Origin of the sequence: Micromonospora sp. NPDC049559 (assembly GCF_040676675.1) — a bacterium.
Classification (GTDB): domain Bacteria; phylum Actinomycetota; class Actinomycetes; order Mycobacteriales; family Micromonosporaceae; genus JBFAPK01.
In genome coordinates this window covers 26,629-39,942 of the sequence record NZ_JBFAPK010000037.1, presented here as the reverse complement: position 1 = coordinate 39,942, position 13,314 = coordinate 26,629, and the positions used below count along the sequence as shown (strand labels likewise).

The following is a 13,314-nucleotide window of genomic DNA, read 5'->3' as shown; positions in this document are numbered from 1 at the left end:
GGGGCTCCTGTCTGATGGCACCCTTACGACGGTCGGACCACGTCGTCTGAGAACACTCGGTCTGGATCGAGGTGCAGCTCGTGAGGGCCGTAGCAGTCCGCCATCAGCGTTGCCACCTCGGCACCGCAGGCGCAGACCCGATTTGGGCCGTTGTCACCGAAAGGGCCACAGCACCCGCCGAGCCGAGAGCTGTCCGGATGCACCTGGAGCGAGGGCGCGTCGTCCGGATGGATCACGATCGTGTTGCGGGGGCCGGCAGACACGACGCTGACGCCATCAACGTCCATGAGCACCCCTGGAATGGCAGCTGGCGGATCATCCTGGTCCTCCGCTGGCACGAACGGGGCGCCGAACGGTTCAGGGTCGATGCCAAACGATCCACGAGCCACTGTCGACGGCCCCGGACCACGTTCGACACGTTCACGGACCAACTCTCCAGGCGAAAAAGTCAGATCAGATGTCAACGCGGTACCGCAAGAGACACATTTAAAGACCGCCATGCGAGGAGTGTGCCAGGGGTACCCATGTAGGTAACAGCGTTGGGTCGGTGCGGAAGCCGGCGAGGCTGGCCGCCGTCGTGGTGGTCAACGAACGGTACCAGGCAAGAGAGCAGGTCACGGCCTCGATCAGGACCGTGACCTGGAGGGCGACGGACGAGTCGACCTGTACGCCGGATTCTGTGCCCGGCGCGCACCGTTGCCGGTGGCGCCGGCGGCGGCCATCCATCTCGGCCTGCCGTCGCCGGCAGGCTCCAGCGGCCTACCCGCAGGCATCGGACGGGCCGCCCTCTAGCGCCTGCGCAGGGCCGGTGTCTGTCGACGCCGGGCCCCTTCTTGGCCTTGCTCCGGGTGGGGTTTACCGAGCCATCCCGGTCACCCGGGATGCTGGTGGGCTCTTACCCCGCCGTTTCACCCTTACCGGGTCCGTGTCCTACCTGCCTCTCGGCGGGAGGAAACGTCCCGGCGGTCTGTTTTCTGTGGCACTGTCCCGCGGGTCGCCCCGGGTTGCCGTTAACAACCACCCTGCCCTGTGGAGTCCGGACGTTCCTCGGCGGCGAGCCTGCGGCTCACCGACGCGACCGCCCGGTCGACTCGTCCGTCGCGTGATCAATGGTACCGGCCGGTCTTGCCACCGTCCGCTCCTCCCCACCGTGCCCCGCCCAGCCCCGCCCAGCCCCGCCCAGCCCCGTCGATCTAGGGCAAATCGTGGTGATTGGAGATCAACTCACGGGGATTTGCCCTAGATCGACGGCGGGTCGTACGGGGATTTGCCCTAGATCGACGGGGTGGGGCTAGCCTCGGCAGGCGTGGATCTCCCCGAGGCTGGCCTGTTACTCGTCGCCGGGCTCGCCGCGGGCACCATGAACGCGGTGGCCGGCGGCGGCTCGCTGATCAGTTTCCCGGCCCTGATCGCGATCGGCCTGGCACCCGTACCGGCCAACGTCAGCAACTCCGTCGCGGTCTGTCCCGGATATGTGGCCAGCGTCCTCGGCAGCCGCCACGACCTGCCCGCCACCCGTCAACTGCTCCGGCTCGTACCGGCGACGGTGCTCGGTACCGCCGCCGGCTGCGGGCTGCTGCTCGCCACCCCGGCCCGCGCGTTCGAGGCGGTGGTGCCGTTCCTGGTGCTCGGCGCGACGGCGGTGCTCGCCTTCCAGGACCAGCTTCGCCGCCTGGTCGGCCACCCGAGCGAGCTGGGCCCGCGCCGACGGGCGGTCACCCTCCAGGCGATGGTCGCGCTCGGCTCGGTGTACGGAGGGTACTTCGGCGCCGCCCTCGGGGTGCTGCTGGTGGCCGGGTTGGCGCTGGTGCTGGACGCGACGCTGGCCCGGGTCAGCGCGATCAAGAATGTCCTCTCGGCGCTGGTCGGGCTCACCACGATCAGCGTGTACGGTGCGGTCGGCCCGGTGAACTGGGCCGCGGTCGGGGTGCTCGCCCCGGCGACGATCCTCGGCGGGTACGTCGGCGCGCGGCTGGTCCGGCGGCTGGCGCCGGGCGTACTCAAGGTCGTGATCGTCGTCTTCGGCGCGGCGATCGGCGCGCTGCTCCTGCTGCGGGCGTACGCGTGAGCCCGAGAAGCTCACATCGCCTCGCCGGTCGCCTCCTCCGGCGTACGCTCGACGGCCCGCGCGGCCCGGTTCCAGCGCGACCAGAGCACCCGCTCGCCGTAGCCGGCGGCCATGACGTGCGCGAACGCCAGGTAGACCAGGATGCCGGCGGCGAGCACGGCGGCGCCGACCCAGAACGGCAGGGCGAGCGAGTGCTCGGCGAGCTTGCCCGAGATGATCGGCGCGGGCGCGGCGGCACCCCAGCGGACCAGGTTGAACGCGCCGGTGGCGATCCGCCGGTCGGAGCTGCCCAGGCCGAGCGCCAGGTCGGTGAGGTTGGCGTTGACCAGCCCCATGAAGAGCCCGGCGACCACCAGCACGGTGATCGACTCGGCGGTACCGGCCGAGGTGGCGAGCAGCAGCAGGCAGACCAGCAGCCCGCCGATGGCCAGCCCGACGCTCTGTACCGCGCCGATGCGGTGGGCGAGCCGGTGCCCGACGCCGAGGATGCCGACGGCCAGCCCGATCCCCCAGCCGGTGAAGGCGAAGCCGAGCGGTACGACGTCCAGGCGCAGGAAGAGCGGCGTGTAGCCGAGGATCACGAAGAAGACGAAGTTGTACGCCGCGGTCACCGCGCAGAGGATCCGGAAGGCGGGGCGGCGGTAGACGGCGAAGATGGCGCCGAGCTTGACGGGTGGCTGCCGGTTGGCGGGCTCGCGCAGCCGGCGGCCGGCCACGGCCAGGGCCAGCACCATGAAGATGCCGCAGACGAAGAAGGGCAGCCGCCAGCTGACCTTGCCGAGCAGGCCGCCGAGCAGCGGTCCGACGGCGAAGCCGAGGCCGAGCGCGGTCTCGAAGAGGCCGACCACCCACTCGCGGTTGCGGGCCAGGGCGACGAGCACCACCATCGCGGTGGCGAAGAACATCGCGTTGCCGAGGCCCCAGACGCCGCGCAGCACCGAGAGCTGCACGATGTTGCCGCTGAAGGACGCGAGGATGGCGGCCAGGCCGACCACGGCGACGCCGGTGACGAGCACCGGTTTGAAGCCGAACCGGCCGCTGGCCAGGGTCGCCGGGATCATGCCCACGGCCATGACCGCGATGTACGCGGTGAAGAGCAGTTCGACCTGCCAGGCGGTGACCCCGATCGCCTCGCCGATGACGGGCAGGATCGGGTCGACGATGGCGATCCCGGCGATGGCCAGGAACGCGACGAGCGTGGTGACGTAGATGGGGCCGCGGTTCGGTTCGGCGCTCCGATCCACTCGACACCTCCAAGTAGCTGTATCTTACAGATAATTCTCCCTGTATCATACAGCTATGTCCGCGTACGACGAACCGGAGCGAACCGCACGACCCGCCACCGACGGGCAGGCCGACGAGGAGCGGGCCGACCTGCTCGGGCGGATCGAAACCGAGGTGGCGATGCTGATGCGGCTGGGCGAGGCGACCCGGCGCAGCGATCCGTCCGCCGAACACCGGGTGCTCGACCGCGCCGCGTACGCGATCCTGCGGCACCTCGACGCGGCCGGCCCGCAGAACGTCTCGGCGCTGGCGGCGTACCTCGTGCTGGACGGCTCGACCGTGACCCGGCAGGTCTCCGCGATGCAACGGGACGGGCTGATCGTCCGCGAGCCGGACCCGCGCGACGGCCGGGGCACGGTCGTGGCCCCCACCGAGGCCGGGCTGAACCGGATGAACGCGGTACGCGCCGCCCGCGCCCGCCTCTACGACGGCATCCTCGCCGACTGGCCGGACGAGGAGCGGCGCGTCCTCGCCCGGATGCTGGAGCGGCTCAACGAGGACGTGGTCGCCCACGCCCGTCGATCTAGGGCAAATCGTCGTGATCAGAGATCAACTAATGAGGATTTGCCCTAGATCGACGGGGCGGGGCGGGGCGGCGGGGCGACGGGGCGGGGTGATCGACGGGGCGGGGCGTCAGACCTGGGGGGCGGGTTCGACGTCGACCTCGTCGTCGGCCCGGCGCGGGGCCGGTACCAGTTTGGGGTCACCCTCGTCGGCGAAGTAGTCGTCCCGGGTCGTACCGTCCGCGCCGTCGGGCACCCGGCCCGCCCGCAGCGCGAGCGTCACGAGCGCCGCGACGACCAGGTTGACCAGCACGGCGACCAGTCCGACGTAGATCGTCTTCGGGGTGTCGAAGCCGAACTTCTCCAGCGGGAACGCCGAACTGCCGAAGTGCGCGCGCTTCGTGGCCGGGTTCGGGATCTGGTACAGCATCCACATGCCCAGCCCCATGCCGGCCGCCCAGCCGGCGATCAGCGCGCCCCGGTGGAACCAGCGGGTGTAGAGGCCCAGCGCCACCGCCGGCAGCGTCTGCAGGATGATCACGCCGCCGATGAGCTGGAGGTCGATCGAGAACTGCGGGTCGAGGAAGACGATGCAGGCGACCGCGCCGACCTTCACCACCAGCGATGCGATCTTGGAGACGTTCGCCTCCTCGGCCGCCGAGGCGTCCTTGTGCAGGTACTCCTTGTAGATGTTGCGGGTGAACAGGTTCGCCGCGGCGATCGACATGATGGCCGCCGGCACGAGCGCGCCGATGCCGATGGCGGCGAACGCGATGCCGGTGAACCAGCTCGGGAACGTGTGGTCGAAGAGCAGCGGCACGACCGTGTTGTTGTCGGTCGTACCCGGCTTCGTACCGTCCAGCGGCGTCACCTCGGCCGCGATCGCCATGTACCCGAGCAGCGCGATGAGCCCGAGCAGCAGGCTGTACGCCGGCAGCGCCGACATGTTGCGCTTGATCACGCCACGGCTGCGGCTGGCCAGCACGCCGGTCAGGCTGTGCGGGTACAGGAAGAGCGCGAGCGCCGAGCCGAGCGCCAGGGTCACGTACTGGAGCTGGTTGTTCGCGTTCAACAGCACGCCGTCGCTGGGCGCCGGTGACGCCGTGAACTTCGCGTCCGCCGCGTCGAAGATCTTGCCCCAGCCGCCCAGCTTGTACGGCAGGTAGATCACCGCCACCAGGATCACGACGTAGATCAGCGTGTCCTTGACGAACGCGATCAGCGCCGGCGCCCGCAGCCCGGACTGGTACGTGTACGCGGCGAGGATCGCGAACGCGATGATGATCGGCAGGTGCCGGGCGATGGTGCTCTCCCCGGTCACCCCCATCGTCTTGAGCACCGACTCGATGCCGACGAGTTGCAACGCGATGTACGGCATCGTCGCGGCGATGCCGGTGATCGCGATGATCAACGCCAACGTCGGCGAGCCGAACCGGGTACGCACGAAGTCCGCCGGGGTGACGAAGCCGTGCCGGTGCGACACCGACCAGAGCCGGACCAGCACCAGGAAGACCAGCGGATAGACGATGATCGTGTACGGCACGGCGAAGAAGCCCGCCGCCCCGGACGCGAAGATCAGCGCCGGCACCGCCACGAACGTGTACGCCGTGTAGAGGTCACCGCCGACGAGGAACCAGGTGATCCAGCCGCCGAAGCTGCGCCCGCCCAGCCCCCACTCGTCGAGGTGGGCCATGTCCTTGGGGGCGCGCCACCGCGCCGCCACGAACCCCATCGCGCTCACCAGCAGGAAGAGCACGGTGAAGACGATGATTTCGGTCAGATGGTCGCGCCACATCGTGGCCTCACCGCCGATTCCTGGTCATCCGGTAGACCACGCTGGTGGTGGTCACACCGAGCACGATGAAGGCCAGCTGCAGCCAGTAGAAGGTCGGGAAGCCGAACAGTCGCGGCGAGTCCATGTTGAACAGCGCGGGCACCAGCGGTACCACGATCGGCAGGAACAGCAGCCAGTTCCACGGGCTGCGGTCGGTGGCCTCGCCCGAGATCGGGCCGCCGGCCGCCGGGGAAGATCCCCCGCCGGCCGCTGACGACGACGTGCCGGCGCCGGTCGACGGCACCGTACCGCCGGAGGGCGCGGGTGTCACGTCCGGGTCGCTCATGCGCGCGCTCCGTCCGGCCACCGCATCCCCATGCGCGCTATCAGGCAATACTCGAATATTCGCGCGTCGCGCTCGCTCATGCTCCACCTCCGGCACCGCTGGAGAGATCACTCAACGGGCGGAGATTATCGGCAGTGTGACGCCAGTCACGCGACCTGCCGGCGACCAGTGCGCCGAACGGCGAGCCGGCTGCGCCCAGTGGCGCCGGAACGCCGTACTCGCCATGCTGTCGTGGTGCCCCGGTTCCCCTCGTACGACCAGACCGAACTCGCGTACCACGTACGCGGCGCCGGGCCGCCGCTGATCTGCCTGCCCGGCGGCCCCGCCCGCGCCTCGTCGTACCTGGGCGACCTCGGGGGCCTGACCGGCGGACGGACGCTGATCCTGCTGGACCAGCGGGGCACCGGCCACTCGGCCGTACCGGCGGACGAGGCCAGCTACCGCTGCGACCGGCTCGTCGACGACCTGGAGGCGCTGCGCCGCCACCTCGACCTCGACACGATGGACCTGCTCGCCCACTCCGCCGGGGCCAGCGTGGCGCAGCTCTACGCGGCCCGCCACCCCGAGCGGCTCGACCGGCTGGTCCTGGTCACCCCGAGCCTGCGCGCCGTCGGGGTCGAGCCGGTCGGCGCCGACCGGGCCCTCGCTTCCCGCGCCGACGAGTGGTGGTTCCCGCCGGCCCGCGCCGCGCTCGACGCCCAGCAGGCCGCGCACGACGACCCGCCCGACGACACCGACCCGGCCGAGCTGGCCCGGCTCCGGCTCGCGGCCGCGCCGTTCGCGTACGGCCGGTGGACCGAGGCGGCCCGCGCGCACGCCGAGGCGGACGCGTGGGAGCGGTCCGAGCCGGCTGCCGCCGCCTTCTACGCCGGCTTCAGCGCCGACCCCGACGGGGTACGCGACGCGCTGCGCGCGCTGCGGGCACCCGTGCTGATCCTGGCCGGGGAGTTGGACAGCGTACCGACGCCGGAGGCGGCCGACCGGCTCGCCACCCTGTACCCCCACGCCGAGGTGGCCGTGCGGCCGGGCGCCGCGCACTACCCGTGGGTGGACGACCCGCGCGGCTTCGCCGAGCGGGTGCTCGCCTTCCTCGACCGCTGACCGCCGGCAGGGTTCAGTCGCGGGGCAGGTGGGCCGTGTCGTTGACGCTCCGTACGGCCACGCCCCCGTCCGGCCAGCTGTCCACGATGGAGATGCCGGCCGGGTCGAGGTAGAGCCGGTGCAGGAAGGCGTCGCCCGCCGCGAGCGCGTCCCGCAACGCGATCTTCAGCGGTGAGACGTGCGAGACGACCGCGACGGTCTCCCCCGGGTACGTCTTGAGCAGCGTCGACACCGCCCGGCGCACCCGCTTGGTGACCGCGTTGAACGACTCCCCGCCCGGCGGCGCCACCGCCGGCGAGGCGAGCCACGCGTCCATCTCGGCCGGCCACTGGGACCGTACCTCGGCGAAGGTGCGGCCCTCCCAGTCGCCGAAGTCGCACTCGATCAGGTCGTCCTCGGTCACCACCGGCGCGCCGCCGGCCGCCCGCGCGATCAGCTCGGCGGTCGCCGTACACCGGGACAGGGGTGAGCTGACCACGGCCGCGACCGACGGGGCCAGCTCGGCCACCCGGGCCGCGGCCGCCCGCGCCTGCGCCACCCCCGCCTCGGCGAGCGGCACGTCGCCGCGGCCGGAGTAGCGCCGCTGCGCGGTCAGCTCGGTCGCGCCGTGCCGTACCAGCAGCAGCCGGGTCGCGGTCGAGGCCGGCCGCGGCTCCCAGGAGCTGCGCGCGGTGGAGCCCTGTGCGGCGATCTCCCGCGCCCGGGCCCGCGCCGAGGGGTCCGCCGCCGGCGCCTCCGCCGGCTCACGCCCCAGCTCGGCCGGCGGTTCGACCGCGGGCTTCGCCGCCTTCGGGGCCTTCACGGGCTTCCCCTCGGCCCGGTCCATGGCGGCGTTGGCGAGCGCGTCGGCGTGCCGGTTGCGCTCGCGCGGGATCCAGCCGAACGTCACCGAGTCGAAGCGGCGGACCAGGGTGGCGGCCTGCGCGGCGAGGGGTCGCAGGCCGGGGTTCTTGATCTGCCACCGGCCGCACATCTGCTCGACCACGAGCTTGGAGTCCATCCGCACCTCGACCTCGGCCGCGCCCAGTTCGGCGGCGGCCTCCAGCCCGGCGATCAGGCCGCGGTACTCGGCGACGTTGTTGGTGGCGACGCCGATCGACTCGGCGCGCTCCGCCAGCACCTCGCCGCTGCCGGCCGCCCGCACCACCGCGCCGTAGCCGGCCGGCCCCGGGTTGCCCCGGGCCCCGCCGTCGGCCTCGACGACGACCTTACCCACGCTCACAGGCCGGACTCGGTGGTGCGCACCATGATCCGCCGGCACTCCTCGCAGCGCACCACCTCGTCCGGGGCCGCGGCCCGGATCCGGGCCAGGTCCACGCCGGAGAGCTCCAGCCGGCAGCCGCCGCACCGGCCGCCGCGCATCAGCGCCGCCGCCAGGCCGCCGGAGGACTCGCGGATCCGGTCGTAGAGGGCGATCAGGTCGGCTGGGAGGTCCGCCGCCAGCGGGGCCCGCCCGGACGTCTTGGCCGCCTCCTCCTTGGTGATGTCGGCGAGCGCCTGGTCGCGGCGCTCCTCGGCCGCCGCGCGCTTCTCCCGCGCCTCCACCAGCTGCCGCTGCACCCCGTCGAGTACGCCCTGCGCGGTCTCCCGCTGCTCCATCAGTTCCAGCTCGGAGTCCTCCAGCTCGGACTGCCGCCGGTTGAGCGAGGTCAGCTCGTGCTGCAACGCCTCCAGCTCCCGGGCCGGGCCGGAGCCCATGGTGAGCCGCGCCTGGTCCCGGTCCTTGCGGGTGCGGACCTGCTCGATGTCCTTCTCCAGCCGGGCGATGTCCCGGTCCAGGTCGTCGACCGCAACCTGGGCGCGTACCCGCTGGTCCTCCAGCGCGGAGAGTTCCCGGGCCAGCGACTCCAGCTCGGCGAACTCGGGCAGGGTACGGCGCCGGTGCGCCAGCTGGGCCAGGGCGGTGTCCACCGCCTGCAGGTCGAGCAGGCGTCGCTGGTCTTGCGGGTCAGCCTTCATGGCCGGGGCTCCTTCTCCACGAATGGTGCGGGTGACGGGGCGTGCACCGTCCACGGGTCGGTGTCCAGGTCGGACACCAGCGTCGATACGGCCAGGCTCTCCCGTAGGTGGGCGGCGAGCTGGTCCAGCCAGGGTCGCTCGGTCGCCCAGTGCGCGGCGTCCAGCAGGGCCGGGCCGCCGCCGGCGACGTGCTCGCTGGCGGGATGGTGCCGCAGGTCGGCGGTGAGGAAGGCGTCCGCCCCCGCGGCGGCGGCGTCGGCCAGGAAGCCGTCCCCGGCGCCGCCGCTGACCGCGACGGTACGCACCAGCCGGTCGGGCTCGCCGGCCGCCCGTACGCCCCAGGCGGTGGCGGGGAGCGCGGCGGCCGCGTACCCGGTCAGTTCGGCGAGCGTCATCGGCCGGGGCAGCCGCCCGACCCGCCCGATGCCGCGGCCCTCGCCGGCGGCCGGGCTGCCCGGCGCGGGCTCGTGCAGCGGGCGCAGGTCGACCAGTCCGAGCCGGGCCGCGAGCGCGTCGGAGACGCCCGGGTTGGCGACGTCGGCGTTGGTGTGCGCCACGTACAGGGCCACGTCGTTCTTGATCAACTGGTGGACGATCCGCCCCTTGTACGTCGTCGCCGCCACCGAGTGCACCCCGCGCAGCAGCAGCGGGTGGTGCGCGACGATCATGTCCGCGCCACCCGCGAGGGCCTCGGCGACCGTCTCCGGTACGCAGTCCACGGCGCAGGCAACCCGCCGTACCGGTGCGGCCGGGTCGCCGACGACCAGCCCCACCCGGTCCCACTGCTCCGCCCAGGCCGGCGGGTAGCGCCGTTCCAGCGCCGCCACGACGTCGCCGACGCTCACGGTCGGGGATCCGGTTGTGCTCACGGCGGCCCAGCTTACCGGCGGAACTCGCCCGTTCGCGTCGCCGGCCCGAGACGGGGCCGCCCCGCCTCAGCGCCGATCATGGAGTCGTGGTCGCCGATATGTAGTGTTTCGCGGTCTTCGCGACGGCCACAACTCCATGATCGTCGGGGCGGAAGGGGCGGTCGGAGCGGAGCGGCTCAACGGGCACCGGCGGTCGGGCCGAACGCGCCCCGGGCGTACCGCCGGGCCCGCAGCGCGTCCAACCCCAGCTCCCACGGGAAGCGGTGCCGCAGCCGCTCGCCGGTGCCCGGCGGGTGCGGCGGCAGCACGTCGTCGCCGAAGAGCACCGTCACGTCCCAGTCCCGCAGCCGCGCCAGGCTCTCCCGGAAGGCCGGGTGCGCGGCCATCGCGGCGTTGGTGAAGGGCATCGCGACGATGGGCAGCCCCTTGCCCTGCCCCTCGACCAGCAGGCCGAGCGCCAGCGTGTCGCAGATGCCGGCCGCCCACTTGTTGATCGTGTTGACCGTCGCCGGACCGACGATCATCGCGTCCGCGTCCGGCAGCACGTCCGGATCCCCGGGGTTCTTGTACGCCGAACGCACCGGATGATCGGTCTGCCGGGCCAGGGCCCGCTCGTCGACGAACTTCCGCCCGTCCGGGGTGAGCACCACGCAGACGTCCCAACCGTCGGCCTGCCCCAGCGTCACCAACCGGCCGACGTCCCGGGTCACCGGGGACCCGCACGCGATCACGTACAGGACCCCCGCGCCGCCGCCCGCCTCGCCGCCGTACCCGGTCATCGGGCCGGGGCCGTCATATGCCAACTCCCATGTGCTCAGCCAACTCCGCTACGGCCGCAGGCGGCGCACCCCGTGTGCGACGCAGGACGTCGGACATCACCTCGTGCGCGATCGGGCGGCATCTGATCTCCGACGGGGCCAGCCGGTCCCCCTCCACCAGCGCGTGGCCGGCGTTCGCCACGTCGCCCAGCTGGGTGTAGCCGCGGGCCAGGTCGAGCAGGTGGTGCGCCCGCCGCTCGGGCAGCATCGCCGCGAAGACCTGGGGCTCGATCCGCTCGTGCGTCTGCACCGCCTGGCGCCCCTCGCCCAGCTCGACCGCGGCGGCGGCCTGGTGCAGCTGGAGGTTGGTCGGCCCGAAGCTGGTCCAGTAGTGGTTCTGGTCGGAGCCGAGCCGCCTGGCCGCCTCACCCGCGCCCAGGACCAGGTCCCGTACGGTCGCGTTGTCGCCGATCCGGGCCGCCGCCATGGCGCCCTGCAACAGCAGCATGCCGTAGACCGACAGCCGCTCCGGGCCCGAGTCGTTCGCGCCACCGGGAGCGAGCCGGTTCGCGATGTTGACGTTGACCTCCAGCGCGGGCCGGGCCCGGCCCAGGGCGAGCAGCGCGTTGCCGACCCGGTAGGTGGCCACCCCGGCCAGGAGTTCGTCGCCGGCGCGCAGCGAGACCGCCATCGAACGGTCGGCGGCGAGCCAGGCCAGCTCGTGCTCGCCGAGCTTGCGCAGCACCGACGAGGCGATCTGGTACACCTGCCCGAGCAGGTGCGCGGCCTTGCGGCAGCCCTCGTCGTCGCCGTACGCGGCGTCGGCCGCCTGCGCGTCGCGCAGCAGCTTCGGCAGCGCCCGGGTGAGCACCCCGTAGCGGGCGTACTGGTAGGTCAGCCAGGCATGGTTGACCGCCTTGGCCAGGTCGGGCAGCGGCGGCGGCTCCGGTACCGCCTTGAAGAAGGCGGTCATCGAGTCGTACCGCGCCAGCGCGGCGCGGATCTCCTCCACCTCGATCTGGTCGATGCAGCTGAGGGCGTCGTTGCGCCGCTCCGGGTCCTTGCCGAGCAGCAGTTGGACGTCGAGCTGGAGCACGTCGGCGATCTCGTAGAGGACCGAGAACTTGTCCAGCCGGCGCACCCCCCGCTCGACCTTGTCGACCCAGCTCTTCGACTTGCCGAGTCGATCGGCGAAGACCTGCTGCGACATCTTGCGGCGCCCCCGCCAGTAAGCCACCCGACGCCCGATCGGTAGCTCGTCCACGTCCGGCTGCCTCCCCTCTCCCCTCTCCGGCGGTTCCGGGCCGGAGAGCTCCATGGGACGGTTTCCTCATTCTCGATGTTCTGTGCGACGTCCGTCAGTCCTGGTCGCACAGCTGGTGCGGCGTTCCGGCGATCGGCGCTCGTAACTTTCGTGCAACTTGCACCTGGCCGTTCTGTCGAGAAAAACGACCACAAGTTCCGCCAGTGACGGCGCTCGACGTCCGGGCCGCCGTCGCCGCGAAAATAGGGGGTTCTACCTACATGTGGGGGCTGGTTCCACCATTACCGCCGACGGCCACGCTCGACGCCATCCGTCCGCCGGACGACACCGGCGCGACGGCGCCGACCCGCCCGACGGACCGGATCGGCGCGCCGACCGGACCGCAGGTCGCCGACCGGATCGGCGCACTGGACGGACCGCGGGTCTGCGACCGGATCCGGGCGCTGGACGGACCGCACGTCGCCGACCGGATCCGGGCGCTGGACCGGGTCCGGCTGCGCCGCGCCGCGAAGCGCTACGCCGCCGAGGGCTGGCCGGTCTTCCCCGGCGCCCGTCTGGCCCGCGGCGGCTTCGCCTGCGGCCGGCCCGGCTGCCCCGTCACGTCCTGCCATCCCGCCGTCGAGGACTGGGAGACCGCCGCGAGCTGCGAGGTCGGGCGGGTCGCCGACTGGTGGCGGGACGGGCCGTACGGCCTGCTGCTCGCCACCGGCCGGGCGTTCGACGTACTCGAGGTCCCCGCGCACCTGGGGCGCGGCGTGCTCGCCGCGGCGGTGCGGGTCGGATCGCGGCAGAACGCGCCCGCGTCGCACCGGGCCGGACCAGTGCCGGCGCGGTGGCGTCCGGGCGCGCGTCGGGCGGGGGCCGGCGCCGACCCGGGACCGGCGTGCGGGCCGGTCGCGGTCACCCCGACCGGGCGCTGGATGTTCCTGGTACGCCCCGGCGAGCCGCTCCGGCCCGAGTTGGACGAGTGCTTCTACGTGCTGCGGCACGGCCGGGACTCGTGGATTCCGGCGCCGCCGACCCGGCTGCGGGAGGGGACGGTGCGCTGGGCGGTGCCGCCACGGGCCACCGGATGGCGGCTGCCGGATTCGGGCGTACTTCAGCGGATCCTGGTCGAGACGCTCCGGGCCGCCGGCCGGACACTGCCCTCGGCCCCGCTCCCCGGGCAGGTGCCGCCGCCGCTGCTGCCCGAACCGTTGCCGCCCCTGGCCGAACCGTCGCCGCCGCCGTCCTCGCTGCCCTCACCGCCGTCGCTGCCCGGACCGTTGCCGCCGGCGCCGCCCGGACCGCCGCTGCCGGCGCACCGGGCCTCGCACCGCGCGGCGTACCAGCCGTCGTACCGCTCGGCGCCGGCCGAGCCGGGACCGCCGGCCCGGCGCGATCCGGGG

Annotated in this window: 11 protein-coding genes, 1 other RNA gene and 1 pseudogene; 4 read left to right on the top strand and 9 right to left on the bottom strand. The window is 72.9% G+C overall.

Translation table 11 applies throughout. The annotated features are described in order from the left end of the window. Window positions 1-650 precede the first annotated feature (650 nt). An RNA gene (rnpB, locus tag AB0J86_RS30685) (RNase P RNA component class A) lies at window positions 651-1,094 on the bottom strand. Window positions 1,095-1,306: 212 nt separating this feature from the next. Here rnpB and AB0J86_RS30680 point away from each other — a divergent pair. Continuing rightward, the gene (locus AB0J86_RS30680; RefSeq protein ID WP_363861134.1) at window positions 1,307-2,068 is read left to right on the top strand and encodes a sulfite exporter TauE/SafE family protein; all 762 of its coding nucleotides are present in this window, start codon (window positions 1,307-1,309) and stop codon (window positions 2,066-2,068) included. A gap of 11 nt (window positions 2,069-2,079) precedes the next feature. Here AB0J86_RS30680 and AB0J86_RS30675 read toward each other — a convergent pair whose 3' ends face one another. Next, a complete protein-coding gene (locus AB0J86_RS30675) occupies window positions 2,080-3,312 on the bottom strand; it encodes an MFS transporter (protein WP_363861133.1) in 1,233 nt (410 codons plus the stop codon). Window positions 3,313-3,367: 55 nt separating this feature from the next. Here AB0J86_RS30675 and AB0J86_RS30670 point away from each other — a divergent pair, with 55 nt between their 5' ends. Next, window positions 3,368-3,925: a MarR family winged helix-turn-helix transcriptional regulator gene (locus AB0J86_RS30670; protein ID WP_363861132.1), complete on the top strand. Its 558-nt coding sequence runs from the start codon at window positions 3,368-3,370 to the stop codon at window positions 3,923-3,925. Between the two features lie 60 nt (window positions 3,926-3,985). On the opposite strand, the gene mctP is transcribed toward AB0J86_RS30670, so the two are convergent. Beyond that, entirely contained in the window at window positions 3,986-5,650 is a 1,665-nt protein-coding gene (mctP, locus tag AB0J86_RS30665; RefSeq protein WP_363861131.1) for a monocarboxylate uptake permease MctP, read from the bottom strand. A gap of 7 nt (window positions 5,651-5,657) precedes the next feature. After that, entirely contained in the window at window positions 5,658-5,861 is a 204-nt protein-coding gene (locus tag AB0J86_RS30660) for a DUF3311 domain-containing protein (RefSeq protein ID WP_363861177.1), read from the bottom strand. Window positions 5,862-6,209: 348 nt separating this feature from the next. Between AB0J86_RS30660 and AB0J86_RS30655 the strand changes: the two genes are divergently transcribed. Further along, window positions 6,210-7,076: an alpha/beta hydrolase gene (locus AB0J86_RS30655; protein WP_363861130.1), complete on the top strand. Its 867-nt coding sequence runs from the start codon at window positions 6,210-6,212 to the stop codon at window positions 7,074-7,076. A 13-nt stretch (window positions 7,077-7,089) separates the two neighbouring features. Here the strand turns inward: AB0J86_RS30655 and AB0J86_RS30650 are convergent, their stop codons facing one another. From AB0J86_RS30650 to AB0J86_RS30630, 5 genes are all read right to left on the bottom strand, one after another. After that, window positions 7,090-8,298, bottom strand: a complete 1,209-nt coding sequence (locus AB0J86_RS30650; RefSeq protein WP_363861129.1) for a bifunctional RNase H/acid phosphatase — start codon at window positions 8,296-8,298, stop codon at window positions 7,090-7,092. After that, complete coding sequence (locus AB0J86_RS30645) at window positions 8,295-9,035, bottom strand: C4-type zinc ribbon domain-containing protein (protein ID WP_363861128.1); 741 nt, start codon at window positions 9,033-9,035, stop codon at window positions 8,295-8,297. Before AB0J86_RS30645 ends, AB0J86_RS30650 begins: the two co-directional genes overlap by 4 nt. Further along, window positions 9,032-9,904 (bottom strand): Nif3-like dinuclear metal center hexameric protein, encoded by an 873-nt coding sequence (locus AB0J86_RS30640; protein WP_363861127.1) that lies wholly within the window; start codon window positions 9,902-9,904, stop codon window positions 9,032-9,034. Before AB0J86_RS30640 ends, AB0J86_RS30645 begins: the two co-directional genes overlap by 4 nt. A 176-nt stretch (window positions 9,905-10,080) precedes the next feature. Next, a complete protein-coding gene (locus AB0J86_RS30635; RefSeq protein ID WP_363861126.1) occupies window positions 10,081-10,683 on the bottom strand; it encodes a flavoprotein in 603 nt (200 codons plus the stop codon). A 13-nt stretch (window positions 10,684-10,696) separates the two neighbouring features. Continuing rightward, window positions 10,697-11,926, bottom strand: coding sequence for a helix-turn-helix domain-containing protein (locus AB0J86_RS30630; protein ID WP_363861125.1), 1,230 nt, complete (start codon window positions 11,924-11,926; stop codon window positions 10,697-10,699). A gap of 434 nt (window positions 11,927-12,360) precedes the next feature. Here AB0J86_RS30630 and AB0J86_RS30625 point away from each other — a divergent pair. Further along, a pseudogene (locus tag AB0J86_RS30625) lies at window positions 12,361-13,107 on the top strand (bifunctional DNA primase/polymerase); the annotation flags it as partial. Window positions 13,108-13,314: the final 207 nt, after the last annotated feature.